Origin of the sequence: Epilithonimonas pallida, assembly GCF_900182975.1 — a bacterium.
Lineage (GTDB): Bacteria > Bacteroidota > Bacteroidia > Flavobacteriales > Weeksellaceae > Epilithonimonas > Epilithonimonas pallida.
In genome coordinates, this window is the sequence record NZ_FXUO01000004.1 from 318,352 (window position 1) to 336,285 (window position 17,934).

At 36.1% G+C, this 17,934-nt stretch carries 13 protein-coding genes and 3 tRNA genes; 12 read left to right on the forward strand and 4 right to left on the reverse strand.

The window, feature by feature from the left end:
* Positions 1 to 135 precede the first annotated feature (135 nt).
* The gene (locus QOL71_RS09760) at positions 136 to 900 is read left to right on the forward strand and encodes a TIGR02757 family protein (RefSeq protein ID WP_283416874.1); all 765 of its coding nucleotides are present in this window, start codon (positions 136 to 138) and stop codon (positions 898 to 900) included.
* 96 nt (positions 901 to 996) lie between these two features.
* Here QOL71_RS09760 and QOL71_RS09765 read toward each other — a convergent pair whose 3' ends face one another.
* Positions 997 to 1,869 carry a polysaccharide deacetylase family protein gene (locus QOL71_RS09765; RefSeq protein ID WP_283416742.1) on the reverse strand — a complete coding sequence of 291 codons (873 nt, stop codon included), beginning with the start codon at positions 1,867 to 1,869 and terminating at the stop codon, positions 997 to 999.
* A gap of 425 nt (positions 1,870 to 2,294) precedes the next feature.
* Here QOL71_RS09765 and QOL71_RS09770 point away from each other — a divergent pair, with 425 nt between their 5' ends.
* Complete coding sequence (locus tag QOL71_RS09770) at positions 2,295 to 2,963, forward strand: YceI family protein (protein WP_283416743.1); 669 nt, start codon at positions 2,295 to 2,297, stop codon at positions 2,961 to 2,963.
* Between the two features lie 416 nt (positions 2,964 to 3,379).
* Here QOL71_RS09770 and uvrA read toward each other — a convergent pair whose 3' ends face one another.
* Positions 3,380 to 6,169 carry an excinuclease ABC subunit UvrA gene (uvrA, locus tag QOL71_RS09775; protein ID WP_283416744.1) on the reverse strand — a complete coding sequence of 930 codons (2,790 nt, stop codon included), beginning with the start codon at positions 6,167 to 6,169 and terminating at the stop codon, positions 3,380 to 3,382.
* A 770-nt stretch (positions 6,170 to 6,939) separates the two neighbouring features.
* On the opposite strand from uvrA, the gene QOL71_RS09780 reads away from it, so the two are divergent.
* On the forward strand, positions 6,940 to 8,739 hold the full coding sequence (locus QOL71_RS09780) for a TonB-dependent receptor plug domain-containing protein (protein WP_283416745.1): 1,800 nt from the start codon (positions 6,940 to 6,942) through the stop codon (positions 8,737 to 8,739).
* 112 nt (positions 8,740 to 8,851) lie between these two features.
* On the forward strand, positions 8,852 to 9,679 hold the full coding sequence (gene prmA / locus QOL71_RS09785) for a 50S ribosomal protein L11 methyltransferase (protein WP_283416746.1): 828 nt from the start codon (positions 8,852 to 8,854) through the stop codon (positions 9,677 to 9,679).
* Positions 9,680 to 9,733: 54 nt separating this feature from the next.
* On the opposite strand, the gene QOL71_RS09790 is transcribed toward prmA, so the two are convergent.
* Entirely contained in the window at positions 9,734 to 10,741 is a 1,008-nt protein-coding gene (locus tag QOL71_RS09790) for an N-acetylmuramoyl-L-alanine amidase (RefSeq protein WP_283416747.1), read from the reverse strand.
* A 136-nt stretch (positions 10,742 to 10,877) separates the two neighbouring features.
* Here QOL71_RS09790 and QOL71_RS09795 point away from each other — a divergent pair.
* The 5 genes from QOL71_RS09795 to QOL71_RS09815 all read left to right on the forward strand — a co-directional run bounded on the left by QOL71_RS09795 (position 10,878) and on the right by QOL71_RS09815 (position 14,473).
* Positions 10,878 to 10,962 (forward strand) — tRNA-Ser (locus QOL71_RS09795).
* Between the two features lie 14 nt (positions 10,963 to 10,976).
* Positions 10,977 to 11,051, forward strand: a tRNA-Pro gene (locus QOL71_RS09800).
* Positions 11,052 to 11,099: 48 nt separating this feature from the next.
* Positions 11,100 to 11,173 (forward strand) — tRNA-Arg (locus tag QOL71_RS09805).
* A gap of 608 nt (positions 11,174 to 11,781) precedes the next feature.
* Positions 11,782 to 12,429, forward strand: coding sequence for a monofunctional biosynthetic peptidoglycan transglycosylase (gene mtgA / locus QOL71_RS09810; protein WP_283416748.1), 648 nt, complete (start codon positions 11,782 to 11,784; stop codon positions 12,427 to 12,429).
* A gap of 16 nt (positions 12,430 to 12,445) precedes the next feature.
* Positions 12,446 to 14,473, forward strand: coding sequence for a recombinase (locus QOL71_RS09815; protein WP_283416749.1), 2,028 nt, complete (start codon positions 12,446 to 12,448; stop codon positions 14,471 to 14,473).
* Here QOL71_RS09815 and QOL71_RS09820 read toward each other — a convergent pair.
* Complete coding sequence (locus QOL71_RS09820) at positions 14,451 to 14,747, reverse strand: hypothetical protein (protein ID WP_283416750.1); 297 nt, start codon at positions 14,745 to 14,747, stop codon at positions 14,451 to 14,453. The two genes, QOL71_RS09815 and QOL71_RS09820, sit on opposite strands and share 23 nt — an antisense overlap.
* Before the next feature lie 131 nt (positions 14,748 to 14,878).
* Between QOL71_RS09820 and ychF the strand changes: the two genes are divergently transcribed.
* From ychF to QOL71_RS09835, 3 genes are all read left to right on the forward strand, one after another.
* The gene (gene ychF, locus QOL71_RS09825) at positions 14,879 to 15,970 is read left to right on the forward strand and encodes a redox-regulated ATPase YchF (RefSeq protein ID WP_283416751.1); all 1,092 of its coding nucleotides are present in this window, start codon (positions 14,879 to 14,881) and stop codon (positions 15,968 to 15,970) included.
* Between the two features lie 136 nt (positions 15,971 to 16,106).
* Positions 16,107 to 17,003: a hypothetical protein gene (locus QOL71_RS09830; RefSeq protein WP_283416752.1), complete on the forward strand. Its 897-nt coding sequence runs from the start codon at positions 16,107 to 16,109 to the stop codon at positions 17,001 to 17,003.
* An 86-nt stretch (positions 17,004 to 17,089) separates the two neighbouring features.
* Positions 17,090 to 17,890, forward strand: a complete 801-nt coding sequence (locus QOL71_RS09835) for a T9SS-dependent choice-of-anchor J family protein (RefSeq protein ID WP_283416753.1) — start codon at positions 17,090 to 17,092, stop codon at positions 17,888 to 17,890.
* The last annotated feature ends 44 nt before the right edge of the window (positions 17,891 to 17,934 follow it).

Consider the following 17,934-nt stretch of genomic DNA (forward strand, 5'->3'; position numbering starts at 1 on the left):
TAGATATTAGATTTTAAATCATTAATTTATTAAGTCGCAAATGTTTTCAATAAGAACTTTGCGACTTTTTTGCATAATAACAATAATTTCCTGCGACTTTGCGATATAACAATTTCGTATTTTTGAATAATGAATTTGAAAGAAAAAGACATTTTCGATTTGCTTAATGAGAAAGCAGAACTCTACAATTCTCCGGATTTTATTACCGATGACCCAATCCAGATTCCGCATCGTTTTTCTCTGAAGCAGGATATTGAGATTGCCGGATTTTTCTCTGCAAGTATCGCCTGGGGAAACAGAAAGTCAATCATTAATGACGCTAACAAAATGATGGAATTAATGGGAAATTCGCCATACGATTTTGTAATGAATTTTACTGATTCTGATTTAAAAAAGATTCCACAAAAAGCAATTCACAGAACTTTCAATCACGAAGATTTTATTTTCTTCCTGAAGAATTTTAAAAGAATTTATAACCAATTTGAAAGTCTGGAAGATGTGTTTCTAATCAATGAAAACGAAATGAATTTCTCTCATTCTATCGAACGTTTCCGAAATCATTTTATTTCGGAAATCCATCGCGGGCAAAAACACGTCAGTTCGCCTTACAAAAATTCGGCTTCCAAAAGGTTAATAATGTTTTTGCGATGGATGGTTCGGAAAGATAAAAAGGGCGTTGATTTTGGAATTTGGAGAAAAATTGATGCAAAATATCTTTCTGTTCCTTTGGATGTTCACACGGCAAATATTTCCAGAAAATTAGGAATATTAACCAGAAAACAAAACGATTGGAAAGCTGTTGAAGAATTGGATTCGATTCTCAGAAAATATAATGCCGATGACCCTGCAGTCTACGATTTTGCGTTGTTTGGATTGGGTGTTTCAAAAGAATTTGAATAGAATTTAACCGCAAAGACACAAAGGTCTCACTAAGAACACAACTATTTAACTTGTGAACCTTGTGAAAAAACTTTGTGCCTTTGTGGTTTAGAAAAATTATTTCAAAATATCATTAATCTTAGGATAATCAGAAATTTTTCTGAATTCAAAACGATTGCTGTTCTGCAAACCGGAAATGAACAAATCCAATTCCTTAACCGAATCATCATCCTGAAGATATTGGTCGTGCGTGAGAAAAACCAAATGTCGGGAGGTCTTTTCCAAATCGTTGAAAAATATGCTGTCCACGCGCTTTGCCATCTGTTGATGAGAACCTTTCAGCTTCATTGTATTGTCTGGTTTCCACTCAAGATCCCAACCAACCAAAACATAACCTGCTCTTTGTAATTCGTCTGCGGCAGTTTTAGAACTTTTGATATCGGTATTATTGATGTTAGAAGTTCTCCAGATATTTCGTCCGGGCGTTCTCGCGTATTTATTCTTGAATTTTATACTGTCTTTAGCTCGGTCAAAATCGTGGACTACTTTTTCCGGATTTTTATAAAATTCAGAGTATTTGTTTTCTGCGTGAGAATAGCTGTGATTGGCCAATTCTACCAACTCGTGATTGTCTAATTCTTTCAGGTTTTTTGCCTGCGTTTTGCTATCATAAGCGTGTTTTCCTACGATGAAAGATGTTACAGGAATTTGGTATTTGTTGATGATTTTCAGAAGGTTTTCCGTTCCTTTATTCGGACCATCATCAAAGGTCAGATAGATATAACGTTTATTCGGATCGTCGGGAATCTCCGGTTTTGTGGAAATCACTTTTGCTGTTTTGGGGACAACTTTTTCTGAATTTGTTTTTGAACTTGTTACCTGTTCTGATTTTTTGTTACAGGAATTCAAAAAAAATACTGCGTTAACGATTAAAGCAGCAGTCCCAAGAAAAACCAAATGATTTGATTTTTCAGCAAAAGTTTTTTTCATTAGAAGTAAAAGATTTTAAAGTGTTAAAAAATGTTAATTAAGTTAAAGTTAAGAATCAAATTTAATGCCTAATCTTGATATTTTTTAACTTTCGGTAAAATATTTTATTATTGATAATCAGTTGATTATGATTATTTTTTTGGTTTTTATTATTTTGGAATATTATGTTAAATATTGAATTGATCTTAATGCATAGAATCTTATGCAGCCCGACTTGACAGAAGCTCATTTTTTTTGTGGCTGGAATTTAGCTTTGGGCAAAAAATAGCGGAAGTGGAAGGCGGATAAAGCTGCCCAAATCTAAAAATTCGGCTAAGTCAAATAATTACAGCTATAGATTTTATTGATGTACATCAATGTTGTGTCAATATTTAAGGTCTTATTTTTGCTGCAAGAAAAATCAATATTAATTTAAAATATTATCTATGAAAAAATTAACAGTATTGGCATTGGCAGGCGCTGCTTTGATGTTCACAGCTTGTAACGACAAAAAAGAAACTGTAAAAGATGCACAGGAAGTTGCAGCAAAAACCGGTGAAGCTTACAAAGTAGATTTGGCTACATCCAACGTGAACTGGAAAGCGTTTCACAAAGGTGGATTTGCACCGAGATGGGGAACACTTAATTTGAAATCCGGAGAAATTACAGTTGAGAATGATGCGGTAACTTCAGGTGATTTCGTTATTGATATGACCACATTGAAAGTTGACCCTGCATCTGTAACGGAGGCTGACAAAAAGCCGGCTGACCTGGAAGCGCACTTGAAAAATGAAGATTTCTTCAACGTTAGTAAGAATCCAACTTCTGATTTCAAAATCACTTCTGTTGCGGATTTGACTGGAGAACTTCCAAAAGATGCAGTCGCGGGTGCTAACAAAACGGTAAGCGGAAACTTGACATTGTTAGGAAAAACGCTTAATGTTTCTTTCCCTGCAAAAGTGACTGTTGACGAAGGTAAAGCGGCTATTGAAGCTAAATTTACAGTCAACAGAGCAGATTGGGGAATCAAATTCGGGACGGATGAAACGGATCCGGCTGAATGGATGATCAGCAAAGACATCGAAATTGGTATCAATGTGAATGCTGCTAAATAAATAAATCGTAAAAAATGAAAAGAAGGACTGTTTCGAAAGAGGCAGTCTTTTTTTGTAATTCTAAACACTTCGACTCCGCTCAGTGTGACACTTTTAGTATTAAATGTATAATAAGAATTGTCAGACTGAGCAGAGTCGAAGCCTTTACGAAATGAAAGAACCGACTCTTTAGAAGCCGGTTCAGTAGATAAAACATCTCATTTTTTTAGTTAGACAACAACAAAAAAGGACAGCCGACAATGCTATCCTTTAAATTTTTATATCAAATTTAATTTGAGTAATTCCAATTGGGTCAAAAGCAAATTTTGTAATCATTTCCTAAATCTCTATTGTAAATTTAGAAATAAAAACCATACCATTTGTAAACTAAATGTTAAAATTTCATACTTATCCACATTTTTTTGTGGATAACTCTATTAATCGAGTTTTTCTTTGATATACTTCGCCGTAAAAGACTTTTTCTCTTTAATCAAATCTTCCGGTATTCCTGTGAAAACAATCTCGCCGCCGTATTTTCCGGCATTTGGACCAACGTCAATGATGTAGTCAGCAGATTTGATGATGTCTGGCTGATGTTCAATCACCACCACTGAATGTCCTAATTCTATCAATGCCTGAAGCGATTTCAGTAACTTTTTAATATCGTGGAAATGCAAACCGGTTGAAGGTTCGTCAAAAACAAACAAGGTTTTTTCTGTCGTTACACCTTTCACAAGGAACGATGCCAGCTTCACTCTCTGAGCTTCACCTCCGGAAAGAGTAGAAGAGGACTGACCTAATTGCAGATAACCCAAGCCAACATCCTGAAGCGGTTTTAGCTTGGTCGCGATTTTTTCTTCGTGATTTTCCTTGAAGAACTCCAACGCTTCGTCAACTGTCATATGAAGGATGTCGGAAATATTTTTCTCGTCGTATTTGATTTCGAGGATTTCTTTTTTGAAACGTGTGCCGTGGCAATGTTCACACTCCAATTCGATGTCGGCCATAAACTGCATTGATACTGTGATTACACCATCGCCTTTACATTCGTCACACCTTCCGCCGTCAACATTGAAAGAGAAATGCTTCGGTTTCAGACCTTGAACTTTTGCAGATTTCTGTTTTGCAAAAAGGTCACGGATGTCATCATAGGCTTTCAGATACGTTACAGGATTGGAACGGGATGATTTTCCGATTGGATTTTGGTCAATCAATTCGATATTCTGAATCAATTTTGAAGGAAATTCCACCGAATCATAATCTGCTTTTTTTCCACCCATTCCGAGTTGAATCTGAATCGCATTCGTCATCACTTCTTTCATCAAAGTCGATTTTCCACTTCCGGAAACGCCAGTGATAACTGTCAGACATTCCAATGGAACATTGACGTCAACATTCTTCAGGTTGTTTTGACGAGCACCTTTTATTGCGATGTATTCTTTTGTTTTTCTTCGTTTTGCAGGAACTTCGATTTCCAAATCCCCATTCAGATATTTTGCGGTCAAAGTATCTGCTTTTAGCATTTCTTTATAATCACCACTGAAAACCAAATCTCCACCGAGATAACCCGCTTCCGGACCAATATCAATAATGTAATCCGCTTCTCGCATCACATCTTCATCGTGTTCAACAACGATCACGGTATTTCCTAAATCTCGCAATTGTTTCAAAACACCGATCAGGTTTTCCGTATCTCGAGAGTGCAGACCGATGCTTGGCTCATCCAAAATATAAATCGAACCAACCAAAGAACTTCCTAAACTTGTCGCCAGATTAATTCTCTGACTTTCTCCTCCGGAAAGCGTGTTCGATGTCCGGTTTAAGGTCAGATAACCCAAACCAACTTTAGTCAAAAATTCCAGTCTTGTTTCGATTTCGTAAGTCAATCGTTTTGCTATTTCTCCGTCGTGGTCGTTGAGTTTTAAGCTTTTTATTAAAGGAAGCAATTCGTCCAAAGGCAACTCAATCAAAGACTGAATATTATGTCCGTCGATTTTTACCCAGCTTGTTTCTTCCCTCAACCGTAATCCTTCACAGGTTGGACAAATGGTTTTTCCACGGTAACGCGAAAGCATTACTCTATACTGGATTTTATATAAATTTTCCTCCAGCATTTTGAAGAAATTATCAATGCTAGGGAAATTTCTCGTTTTGTCGCCCTTCCAAAGATATTGTTTCTGCTCTTTGGTTAATTGATAATAAGGCTTATGTATCGGGAAATCTTTAGCTTTTTTGATGAAATCCTTTTTCCATTCGCTCATACTTTCACCTTTCCAGGAAGCGACTGCATCTTCATAAACCGAAAGATTTTTATTCGGAATGACTAAATCTTCATCAATCCCAATCACTTTTCCATAACCTTCGCAAGCCGGGCAAGCGCCGTAAGGATTGTTGAAGCTGAAATAATGAACATTTGGTTCGTTGAAAACGATGCCGTCCAGTTCAAATTTATTGGAAAATTCACGGATTTTTCCGGTGTCTGTATTTTTAAGTGAACAATAGCCGTGCCCTTCGTAAAAAGCCATTTGGATAGAATCTGCTAATCTTTGTAAGAAATTCTCATCTTCCTCATAGCTAAATCTGTCAATCACAAGATTAATAGTCATATCCTTTTCCGGCTTGAAACCGAAACTTTCCAAATCCTCAATCCCTGCAATATTGCCGTTCACTTCCAACCTTGTGAATCCCGAAACTTTAAGAGTTTTTAGCAATTCAGCAAAATCTTTCACTTCAAATGTCAATGGCGTCAACAATAAAAAGGTGGAATCTTTTTTGGAAGCCTTGATGAAATCAATCACATCCGTTACGCTGTCTTTCTTTACTTCCTCTCCGGAAACAGGTGAATAAGTTCTTCCGACTCTGGCGTACAGCAATTTCATATAATCGTAAATCTCCGTAGAAGTCCCCACCGTAGAACGCGGATTGGACGAAATCACCTTTTGCTGAATTGCAATTGATGGCGCCAAACCTTTGATATCATCAATCTTTGGTTTCTCCAATTTACCTAAAAACTGACGTGCGTAGGAGCTCAAACTTTCCACATAACGCCTTTGCCCTTCCGCATAGATCGTGTCGAAAGCCAGAGATGATTTTCCACTTCCGGAGACACCTGTAATCACGATCAATTTGTTCTTTGGAATCAGAACGTCGATGTTTTTCAGATTGTTAAGGTGTGCGTTTTTAACGAAAAGAAATTTCTTGATATCGATGTCGGTTGTTGTAGCCATAGTAAAAATAAGACCCACAAAATTACGCAAAATTTAATCGTTTTCGGGTAAGTTTTTGGATTAAAATAATCACAATAAAATCACAAAAATCGGAACTGTTTTTATAGTTCCGTAGGAACGTTCTGTTAATAGAAGCAATAGGATTTTCACAGACAAGCGTCATCGGAGCGACCTGTTAAATGTATCCAATAGGTCGCTCCTACGGAGCTCTGATTAGTGCGTATGTGTTGTCTACTAACAGGTCATCCCTTATGGGATTTGATTTGTTTTTAATGATTTGATATTGTGTTGTTTATATGTTCGGAAGGGGTGGTTCGGAAGGGGGGTAAGGGTGGTTCCTAACCAGGGTATAGCCGGTTCCGAAATGGTTGTGGGTGGTTATATAAATGGTTGAGACCGGTTCTTAAGTGGTTATAGCCGGTTATCATCCAGGTAAAGGGCGGTTCCGAAATGGCAAAAGGTGGTTGCTCAAGTGGTTGTAACCGGTTCCGAAATGGTTGTAGGTGGTTGTGCGAGTGGCTATGACCACTTAGGTAAGTGGTTGAAACCATTTCAGAACCGGCTTTAGCGATTGGTATAAGTGTCCCTGGGTACTTAAGTAGCTGGTCGGAGGCACTTAGAGAACCACAAAATGATATTTGTTGAACCTGTTACAGGTACGTCAGAACTAGTTGAGGTTGGTTATAATTCAATTTTCAGTAGAATTATAGGTGGGGAATTTGGCTAATCTCTATATTTGCGCCCGATTATCTGAAAGGAAATTTTAAACTATGAAAAAAACTGTAATGGCTTTATCCGTCATTGTTTTGTCGGTTAACGGATTTGGACAAAATCAGGAAAAAGCTATAGATGAAGTGAATTTACAAGGTCGGTTTTTATCGATTCCGTATAATGATGTGAATGAGAATGTGACGGTCATTACCAGGCAACAAATCGAGAACAGTCCGGCAACGAGTATTGATGAATTGCTGCAGTTTCATTCTGGATTGGATATCAGAAGACGGGGTTCTAATGGTGTCCAGAGCGATATTTCGATTCGGGGAAGTTCTTTTGAGCAGGTTTTAATTTTGATAAACGGCATCAGAATGAATGATTCTCAGACGGGTCATAACACATTCAATATTCCGTTTGATATTTCGGCGGTTGAAAGGATTGAAATTATGAAAGGTTCATCGGCAAAACTCTACGGTCAGAATGTTTTCGCAGGTGTCATCAATATTGTTACGAAATCTTCTGCTGAAGAAAAAGTGACGATCAAAGCCCAAGGTGGCGATTTCAAGACTTATGATTTATCAGCTTCTGCAACGTTTGGTTCGGAGAAATTTACCAATCTTCTGACGGTGAGCAACGGCGCTTCGGATGGTTATCGCTATAATACAGATTATCAAATCAGGAATGTTTTTTATCAGAACAAATTAAAACTGAACGAGGGAAGTTTGAGCTTGCAGGCCGGTTTTTCTGAGAAGAAATTTGGCGCAAACGGTTTCTATGCGTCGCCAACTTATACCAACCAATATGAGGAAACGCAGGCGTCTGTGGTGAGTCTGCAGTATCAGCAGAAATTTGGTAAACTGTCACTTAACTCCAGTCTTTACTGGCGCAGAGGTCAGGATATGTATCTGCTGAAGCGTGATAATCCTGCATTTTACAGGAATATGCACATTGGCAACAATGCTGGTGGAACTGTCAATTTGTCTTACGAATCTTCACTTGGGATTACGAATTTTGGTGTTGATTACAGAAAAGAATTTTTGACCAGCAGTAACCTTGGGGAGAGAAAAAGAGATGTAACGCAGGTATTTTTTGATCATCAATTCAAATTTTTTAATCAGAAGTTAGAAATTAATCCTGGAGCAAGTTGGGCCAATTATTCGGGCGATAATTTCTTTTATCCAGGGGTGGATGTTGGTTATATTTTTAGTCCAAATCATAAGATTTTCGGTGCAGTTTCAAAAGGTTTCAGAATCCCGACTTTCACGGATTTGTATTATGTGAGCCCGACTGAAAAAGGAAATCCAAATCTGATTCCTGAAAGTGCACTATCTTCAGAATTAGGTTACCGATTCCAGAATCAGAAAATATTAGCGAAAGTCAGTGGTTTTATCAGAAACACACATAATGGAATCGACTGGCTGAAACCAACTCCTGAAAGTATCTGGACTGCAGAAAATGTTGGGAAAATCAATCTTAAAGGTTTTGAGACGGAATTCAGACATCAATTATTTGACTTTTTAAATTATAGATTGAATTATACTTATCTTGACAATCAATATAAAAATAAAGAACTGTCCCGGTATGCCTTGCAGAATCTAAGACATCAATTGGTTGGCGAAATCAATGTGAAGTTTTTGAAATTTTTTAGCAACCAGTTGATTTACAGATACACGGAGCGCGTGAATCTCGGAAGTTACAATACGCTGGATGAACAGCTCAATTTCCGATACGAAGATTTTAATTTTTATGTGCTCATCAACAATTTGACTAATACAAAATACATAGAGACCAATCTGGTTCCGATGCCTGGACGTTGGTTCCACATTGGAGTGACTTATCAGATTAAAATGAACTAGAATATTAACCGCAAAGACACTAAGCGCTACACAAGGTTCACAAAGTTTTATGTGTGCTTGTGAAAACTTTGTGCCTTTGTGGTTTTAACCTAAATTTGCGAAAAATTATATAATGGCAGCGTACTTAGAATTCAATTTCAAAATAAAACCCCTACAACCGTGGAACGAAATATTGATGGCGGAACTGATCGCAATCGGTTTTGATAGCTTCACGGAAGAGTATGACGGCGTTCTGGGATATATTCAGAAAGATATTTTTAATGAAGATGATTTAAAGTCTATTCCGCTGTTACAGAATGAAGATGTGACCATCACTTATTCTTACGAGGAAATGCCGAATATCAACTGGAACGAGGAGTGGGAAAAGAATTTTTCGCCCATTAATGTGGAAGACAAAGTCCTCATCCGGGCGGAATTTCATGAGCCGAATCCGAATATGCATGAGATTGTGATCCAGCCAAAAATGTCTTTTGGGACTGGCCATCATCCAACGACGCATTTGATGATTCAACAGATGCTGGATATGGATTTGGGGAACAAGAAAGTGCTTGATATGGGTTGCGGAACTTCGGTTTTAGCAATTTTTGCCAAGCAAAAGGGTGCGGGAAGAACAGTAGCCATTGATATCGACGAATGGTCTGTAGAAAATTCTAAAGAAAATGCAGAACGCAACAATGTGGAATTGGATATCGAATTGGGAACTGCTGATAATCTTGGTAAGGAAAAATTTGATATTATTCTGGCGAATATCAACAGAAATATTCTGATTTCCGATATTCCGACTTATGTTTCCGTTTTGGAAGATGGCGGAAAATTGTTATTGTCAGGACTTTGTTTCTTTGATGTGGATGATATTTTGGAAGTTTGCACAGAGCAAAATCTGAAACTAGAGAAGAAATTACAAAGGGAAGAATGGGTTTCTCTGTTGTTGAGTAAGTAAGATTTTATAATATAAAGTAAAGCCTCGAAAATTATTTTTCGAGGCTTTACTATTTTATTTTTGCGGATATTTCTGAATCAAAGCCTGCAAAATCGCCCAGGTTTCCGCATCCATAATTCCGCTGTAGTTAGAAGGTCGGAAATGAAATTGGAAAGCCTCAATCGTTTGTTTCGTGGGTTTATCCCAGACACCATTCACTGATAGTGCGTAACCAAACTGAACCAGTTGCTGCTGGATTTTAGAAACGAATTCAGGATTGTTGTACTGTGTTGTGAGGTCAGTTGTGGAAGCAATTTGAGTTAAAAAATTCTGTTTTGCCGTTTCATCATACCACATTCCGATTTGATATTCATCATAGAGTCTTTTCCATGGGAAAAGCGGGCCGGGATCTTGTTTTCTTGTCGGCGCAATATCCGAATGAGCTAAGATATTAGTTGCCGGGATATTGTATCTCGTCACAATGTCTTTTACCAGGGCAGCTACTTTTCTGAACTGCTCTTCCGGATAAGGATAGAAAACACGGTTATTTAGCGAATCTGTGGTGTAACCAAGATTAACAATTTCGATTCCAATTGAAGTGTCATTCAGTTGCTGATCTTTTCTCCAGAAGCTTATTCCGGCATGGTAAGCTCTTTTATTTTCGTCCACGATCTGATAGATTTCTTTATCAGGAAGTGTGCTGACCAGATAATGTGCACTTACAGATTGCTGAGTCAGCGTAGAGATAGATTTTTCATCATTAAGAACCGTGTAATGCAAAATCACATACCGTTGACGAAAGTTTTGACCGATGGCAGGGAAATAAGTTTTAGTGACTTTGTATCCGGCCGGGTTTGCACTTACAATGGAACCGTAACTTATGGTATTATCATTCTTCGTAATATCCGCAATATTGACTTTGTAATATTCTCCTTCATCTTCCTTTATCTGTGGTTTTTTTTCAGTCACCACAGGTTTTGGAGCGTTTGGTATTGTTGTAATTTTATTTTTTACGGTTTTTTGCTGAGAACCGCAGGAAATAATTATCATTCCTAAGGCTGTGAGATATAGTGAATTACGCATATTGATGGATGTTTACAGTTTATTTTGATTCAAAAATATGAAAAAAAATGAAGAAAAAAATTTGGGAGATAACGAAAACTGTTCTATATTTGCACTCGCAATTGAGCAGATAACGATCATCAAAATATTTCTAAAAGGAGGGTTGCCAGAGTGGTTAATGGAGCAGTTTGCTAAACTGTCGACCCGAAAGGGTCGCAAGGGTTCGAATCCCTTACCCTCCGCATTAGAAAATCTTCGGGGCGTAGCGTAGTCCGGTCATCGCGCCTGGTTTGGGACCAGGAGGTCGCAGGTTCGAATCCTGCCGCCCCGACATTAATTAAAGAAATCCTTCGGGAATTTTTTAATTTACAAAACTTAAGGGTGCGTAGCTCAGCTGGATAGAGCATCTGCCTTCTAAGCAGACGGTCAAAGGTTCGAATCCTTTCGCGCTCACAGAACTCACAATCATTATTGGTTGTGAGTTTTTTTTGCTTCAATATTTCAGGATCATAAATTCGGTTTAATAATTAAAGTTTTTCAAAGTATTCAAAATCAGCCTGGTTCTTATCTCTTTTTTATAATTCAAATATAAATTATTCTTTATCTATTTGTCAAAGATTGTATTAATTATATGATAATTATATTTTAATACTTTTTTATTTGCTTAAAGGATAGTGTTAAATTTTTATATTTTTCTATGAAAATTATTTTTATTTCAATATTTTTTTAAATATTTGCAGTCCCCAAACCGGAATTATAAAAATAACAACCAAATATTACTAGCTCGGATAAATGATGAATCATAGAAATTCCTTCAAAACAAGATGGGATGATCGGCAAGAATTAACCCGTCGTTACAAAGAAAATCAAAAAAATAATGACGTTCATAAGTTTAAGAGTTTCGGTTTTTATGATTTCTTGTTTTTCTTTATTATTATTGTTATATCAGTTCTTTGTAAGGTTTTGGATATCAGTTTTCAGTAGTTTCTATCATAATTGCATTGGGGTTTTGACCGGAATATATTTTTGTTTTATTTTCGCTAAAAATTTCTTTTTTTAAAATGTGGAAGTTCATCAAGAAACTGTTTTTTATTCTGGTTATAGCCAATATACTTTTCATTATTTTCGGTATATTTTTTAATCCTCCTATCACAATTACCCAAATTGGCGGACTCGTCAAGTATGGGAAATTGAAACGTGATTATGTTTCCTATGACGATATGGGAAATAATATTAAAAGAGCAGTTATCGCTTCAGAAGATCAATTGTTTTTTGATCACAATGGTTTCGATTATAAGCAAATTGAAAAAGCAATTAAGAAAAACGACAAAAAAGGAAAAGTTGTAAGAGGTGGTAGCACTATTTCTCAACAAACTGCAAAAAACATTTTTCTTTGGCAGGGTAGAAGCTGGTTCAGAAAAGGCCTGGAGGCAGTTTACACATTTATCATAGAAAAAGTCTGGGGAAAGGATATTATTCTGGAAAGATATCTTAACTCTATAGAAATGGGGCAAGGTGTTTTTGGGATAGAAGCTGCGGCTCAGTATTATTACAACAAGCCTGCAAAAGACCTCACGAAAAGCGAAGCAGCATGGATTGCAGCTGTTTTGCCAAACCCTAAAAAATACGATCCCAAAAATCCAAGTGCCTATCTTAACAAAAAACATAATTGGATTATGCGCCAAATGAACAATATTGTTTTGAAATAATTACTTTTGTAGTAATATGGCGATCAGATTATTCAGAAAAGACAGTTTCAGTGCAATTTTAAAGAATTACTTTAGTGAAAGGAATGAAACCTTGTCTTTACAACCTTTATCAGAAATCATTACAAGTCTCAAAGAAGAGGATTTGGGTGTTTTCACTGCCTATCTTAAGGATAATGAGCTGATAAAAGAAAATCTGATCTATTATATTTTCAATGTTTTCAAAGGCAGGCCTTTTAATTTATCTTTAACAGAAGCTGATATTCTTTCTGAGAACGCTTTCTATCCGGAATTCAAAAAGAGAATTCTTAACAAGGTTTTGCCGCCAATAGAAAACGAGAAAACCATTTGGTATCTTGTCGATAATGTTTTGGTAACGCCAAAAAAAGATCTTCAGTTTTTTCAGAATTCTCCCGAAGATAAAGTTAATGAATTATTTCGGCTGTTGAGAATTGACAGGTTTATTGATCATCCGCATGTTAAAAAGGAGTTGCTTTTTTCGATTAATATTCTGGCCTGGCGTGTTATAGGTAATGCGCTGGATGTAGAAGTGATGAAAATGGTTCCGGAATACAGGAACTTCGATAATCCATTTCTGGCATTACAAAATGAATTCGATATTCTGAATGCCCAATACAAAGATAATCCTGACTTCCATCTCTCGTCAACAGATGAGATTTATAAACAAACCAAAATCTACCTGGATCAATGTCAGGAGTTTGTGAATATAGCTTTCAAAAATTCTTCGAAGTACGGAATCTCCAGTAAGACCAATCAGGCATTACTTAAGATCAGGCAGCAGCTGCAAAGGATGTCGGATATTATCAAACTATTCGTAATCGATGAAGAAAAAGATTATTTAATTAATTCTAAGCAGTTATTTTTCAATATTCTGAAATATAAGTCTCATAAGAATAATCTCAGGGATCTTGTTTCCGACAGTACAAGACTCATGTCGCATCTTATTACTAATCATACTGCTGAAACGGGAACCCATTATATCACATCAACTTTCAAAGCTTATATGAAAATGTTTTGGAAGGCTTCGGGTGGTGGTGTTATCGTAGGTGCGCTTTGTGTTTTGAAAATGCTTTACAGTTATATACCGACAAGTGATTTTGCACATGCATTTTTGTTTTCTATGAATTATGCGATGGGATTTGTGATGATCTATCTGATGCATTTTACATTAGCGACAAAACAGCCTGCAATGACTGCCGCAACCATGGCAAAAGTACTGTCGGAGGGTGATAACCGAAATACTTATATAGAATTTGCGCATGTTGTTTCGCAGTTATTCAGATCACAGTTTATTGCATTTGTAGGAAATGTTCTGTTATCGTTTCCGGTTTCATTAATCATTATTTATGGATTAGAGATCCTTTTCAAACAGAATTTTGCTTTTGAGAAATCGGGGAAACTTCTTCATGATTTGGATCCGTTTCAATCCAAAGCAATCTTGCATGCTTGTATTGCAGGTGTCTTTCTTTTTATTTCTGGGGTTATTTCCGGGAATATCAGTAATAATTCTGTGTTTTATCAGATTCCTAGAAGAATTGCTAAAAATCCTTTGATTAATTATTTTTTCGGGCAGAGTGTTGCCAAGAGGCTGTCAATTTATTATTCCAAAAACTGGGCGGGAATCATTTCCAATTTTTGGTTTGGTGTTTTTTTAGGAGCAACAGCGCCGATTGGACTTTTCTTAGGCTTAGATCTTGATATCCGTCACATTACTTTTGCTGCAGGTAATTTTGCGTTAGGGCTTTATGGTAAAGACTTTGTCGTTAGTTCCTATACTTTTTGGATTTCTTTTGTGACGGTTTTTGTGATCGGATTTTTCAATTTTGCGGTCAGTTTCGGATTGTCCATGTTGCTGGCGTTCCGTTCCAGAAAAGTGGAATTGAGCGAAGCAAGAGAAATTTTCAAAGAAATATTCAGATATTTTATCAAAAATCCATTTAGATTTTTCTTTCCGTTAAGATCAAGGCTGGATGAGAAAAGCAAAAAGATGATCCAGGAGATATCTACAAAATCAACAGATCATTAATCAGCGATTCGTCCTTCAGAACTTCCTGGAATTTTTTTAGGAAAAAAGATTTTCTCATTCGGAAGTCGTTTTTCAGAAGCGGTGACTTGATGCGGATAACCAGAACTTTTTCTTTGAGATTCACGCTGGCTATTTCTTCAAAAAGATCATTAGAAAGATAATCCTTCAAAAAATCATTGATCTCGAAAGCTTTTAGTTTATCTTCAAAACCATAGATTTTTGCAAAAGAATTTAATAATTCCGAAGACTCGAATTCACGTTTTTTCCTGCTCATAATTAAGATTGTAAAAGTATAAATTTAAAATTCAAAATAGTATATTTGCGCGCTGAAAGTTTTGGTTTCAAACGATCTGATTAATGCATTGGATTTCAAACCTAACAACTCAAAATTTTAAATCTGTTATTATGAAATGTGGAATCGTAGGTCTTCCAAACGTAGGAAAATCAACCCTTTTTAATTGCCTTAGCAACGCCAAAGCGCAATCTGCTAACTATCCGTTCTGTACGATTGAACCTAATCTGGGAACTGTTTCTGTTCCTGATCCAAGACTTTTCGAATTGGAAAAAATCGTTAATCCGGAAAGAGTTCTTCCTGCAGTTGTAGAGATTGTTGATATTGCCGGTCTCGTAAAAGGGGCAAGCAAAGGTGAAGGTTTGGGAAATCAATTCCTTGCCAATATCCGCGAGTGTGAAGCGATAATCCATGTTCTGAGATGTTTTGATAATGGAAATATCGTTCACGTGGAAGGTTCTGTAGATCCTTTGAGAGATAAGGAAATTATCGATATAGAACTTCAGCTAAAAGATTTGGAAACAATCGGGAAGGCTGTTGAGAAGGCTAAAAAATTCATCAAATCAGGAAAAAAGGAAGATATCCTGACTTATGAAACATTACAAAATCTCCAAAAATTTGTTGAAGACGGAAAAAATGCCAGAGAATTCCCGATGGATGATTTTACAAAATCAATAATCGATGATGTTCAATTGTTAACAAAAAAACCGGTTCTGTATGTTTGTAATGTGGACGAAAATTCTATCAAAAACGGAAACGAATGGGTTGCTAAGATTGAAGAAATGACCAAAAATGAAGGAGCCGAAGTTGTGGTTTTAGCTGCGCAAATTGAAGCCGATATCAACGAGCTGGAAACCTTCGAAGAAAGACAGATGTTCCTGGAAGAGCTTGGTCTGGAAGAGCCGGGTGTGAACAGACTGATCAGAAAGGCTTATGATCTTTTGAAATTACAAACGTATTTTACAGCCGGAGTTAAGGAAGTCAGAGCCTGGACCATTGGACAGGGTTGGACAGCGCCGCAAGCAGCCGGTGTGATCCACACAGATTTTGAGAAAGGATTTATCCGTGCAGAAGTGATTAAGTACAACGATTATATGACTTACGGCTCAGAAGCAAAAGTGAAAGAAGCGGGGAAATTGTCTGTAGAAGGGAAAGAATACATTGTTCAGGATGGTGATATTATGCATTTCAGATTTAATGTGTAAAACAAATATTGATAATATTAAAACGCTTTCAGAAATGGAAGCGTTTTTTTTTTGATAAAAACCATTTGTAAAATTAATAATGAAATTGAATTATAAAATCTTATCTTTATAAGAAATAACTTTAAAACTATTAATTATGAGAAAAAATCTACTAATTTTATTTTTATTCGCATTCTTTACCGTGTTTTCACAAACCTATACGCCTCTGTTAAAAGAAGGAAATAAATGGTGGGTTTACTATCGTGAGGGATATTGTGATATTTGTAATGCTCAGTTTAGAGCATATTATATTTTTATAAATGGTGAGACAACTATTTCTGGTGTTACTTATAAAAAAATTTATTCTAATTTATATCATATCAATTCTTATGGTCCATTTGGGAATGGTGAGCCGAATACAAATAATCCGGATGTATTTGAATGCCTGATGCGCGAAGATACCGCTACCAAAAAAGTATATATTTTAGATCCCGTTACAAATACAGATAAATTATTGTATGATTTTTCTGCGCAAAAAGGAGATGTTATCGATAGCAACTTTAGATGGGGTTTTTATAATTATCCTGTTACTATCGATGATGTCGTGTCGGGTTCTGTGTTTGGTAAAGATAATGTGAAGACTTTTAAGTCAGATTATAATAATATTTATGAAGGAATTGGTTCACAATCAGGATTGTTTTCAAGGCCTGCCGGTCATCCATTTGAAATCGGAGCTTATTGGTTAGACTGCTTCGAAGATACTGTGGGGAAATCTTGTGATAGCCAATTCATATTACTTGGAACTTCTGAGAATTCTATTGACAAAAATTTAACCTTGTATTACTCCAAATTAAATAGTGATTTTAAGGTTTTAGGAAATCTATCACAGGATTATAAAGTCACTTTTTACGAATCTACAGGAAGGTTGATTGAAGAAGTTAATGTCAAAGGAAAACAGAGTTTTTCCCTTAAAAATATTATCAAGAATAAAATCCTCTTTTACACAATTACAAGCCAGGGCAAATCCTGGAAGGGAAAAGTGATGATTCAATAAAAACTTTTTTTATAAAATATCAAACACTTCCAATATTGGAAGTGTTTTTGTTAGTAGCTTTAGCAAAATTTTTAATAAAAATAATTATGGTAAAAAAATTACTACTTGCTTCAACTTTCATTTCAGTTTTTTATAGTTATGCTCAAACTACTGTTTTTAAAGAAGATTTTGAAAATGAAGAATCTGTAGCATTATGGAAGTTGTATGACAGAGATGGTGATGGTGAAAACTGGGAAATACTGAATGCTGAACTCAATGAGTTACCGAATTTCAGCGGTAATCTTGCAGTATCTTTTTCCTGGTATCTGGAAGCTTTTACTCCGGATAATGTTTTGGAAAGTCCGGTTATTACTCTTCCGAACTCTAGCTCTTTATCGTTGTCATTTAAAGCGGCAGCAGGTGATTCTGAACTATTTGAAGAACACTACGCGGTATATGTGATTCCTGCAAATTCTACCTTTACAGGAACAGAAATTCCGGTTTTTGAAGAAACTTTTGATGCCGGATATGTAGATGTAGCTAAAGCTGTTCATATCGATATTTCATCTTTTGCCGGGCAAGCTGTTAAAGTAATTTTCAGGCATTATGACTGCGAAGACATTTTCTATATAGGAATAGATGATGTCGAAATAATGGATAATGCAGGAATGGCTGTTTCGGAATCTGCGGTTTTGTTACTCAAGGTTTTGCCGAATCCTGCAACAGACTTAGTTAAAATTTCAGGACTCAAAAATATAGATAACGTAAGGATTTTTGATATGTCTGGTAAGATTGTGAAAGAAGTAAAAGCATCAGAAATTGATGTCAGAAATCTTTCTGAAGGTCAATATATCATCAATGTCTATTCAGGTAACAATATTATTTCTAGAAAACTAATTAAAAAATAATACTAAGCTTCCGAAAAGGAAGCTTTTTTTGTAACATTTTTTAT

Bases quoted from the DNA above. Each gene is read 5' to 3' on its own strand.
- uvrA (WP_283416744.1), bottom strand. From the start codon at position 6,169: ATGGCTACAACAACCGACATCGATATCAAGAAATTTCTTTTCGTTAAA.
- QOL71_RS09765 (WP_283416742.1), bottom strand. From the start codon at position 1,869: ATGAAAAAAACTTTTGCTGAAAAATCAAATCATTTGGTTTTTCTTGGG.
- mtgA (WP_283416748.1), top strand. From the start codon at position 11,782: ATGTGGAAGTTCATCAAGAAACTGTTTTTTATTCTGGTTATAGCCAAT.
- QOL71_RS09820 (WP_283416750.1), bottom strand. From the start codon at position 14,747: ATGAGCAGGAAAAAACGTGAATTCGAGTCTTCGGAATTATTAAATTCT.
- QOL71_RS09780 (WP_283416745.1), top strand. From the start codon at position 6,940: ATGAAAAAAACTGTAATGGCTTTATCCGTCATTGTTTTGTCGGTTAAC.
- QOL71_RS09835 (WP_283416753.1), top strand. From the start codon at position 17,090: ATGGTAAAAAAATTACTACTTGCTTCAACTTTCATTTCAGTTTTTTAT.
- ychF (WP_283416751.1), top strand. From the start codon at position 14,879: ATGAAATGTGGAATCGTAGGTCTTCCAAACGTAGGAAAATCAACCCTT.
- QOL71_RS09815 (WP_283416749.1), top strand. From the start codon at position 12,446: ATGGCGATCAGATTATTCAGAAAAGACAGTTTCAGTGCAATTTTAAAG.
- prmA (WP_283416746.1), top strand. From the start codon at position 8,852: ATGGCAGCGTACTTAGAATTCAATTTCAAAATAAAACCCCTACAACCG.
- QOL71_RS09770 (WP_283416743.1), top strand. From the start codon at position 2,295: ATGAAAAAATTAACAGTATTGGCATTGGCAGGCGCTGCTTTGATGTTC.
- QOL71_RS09830 (WP_283416752.1), top strand. From the start codon at position 16,107: ATGAGAAAAAATCTACTAATTTTATTTTTATTCGCATTCTTTACCGTG.
- QOL71_RS09790 (WP_283416747.1), bottom strand. From the start codon at position 10,741: ATGCGTAATTCACTATATCTCACAGCCTTAGGAATGATAATTATTTCC.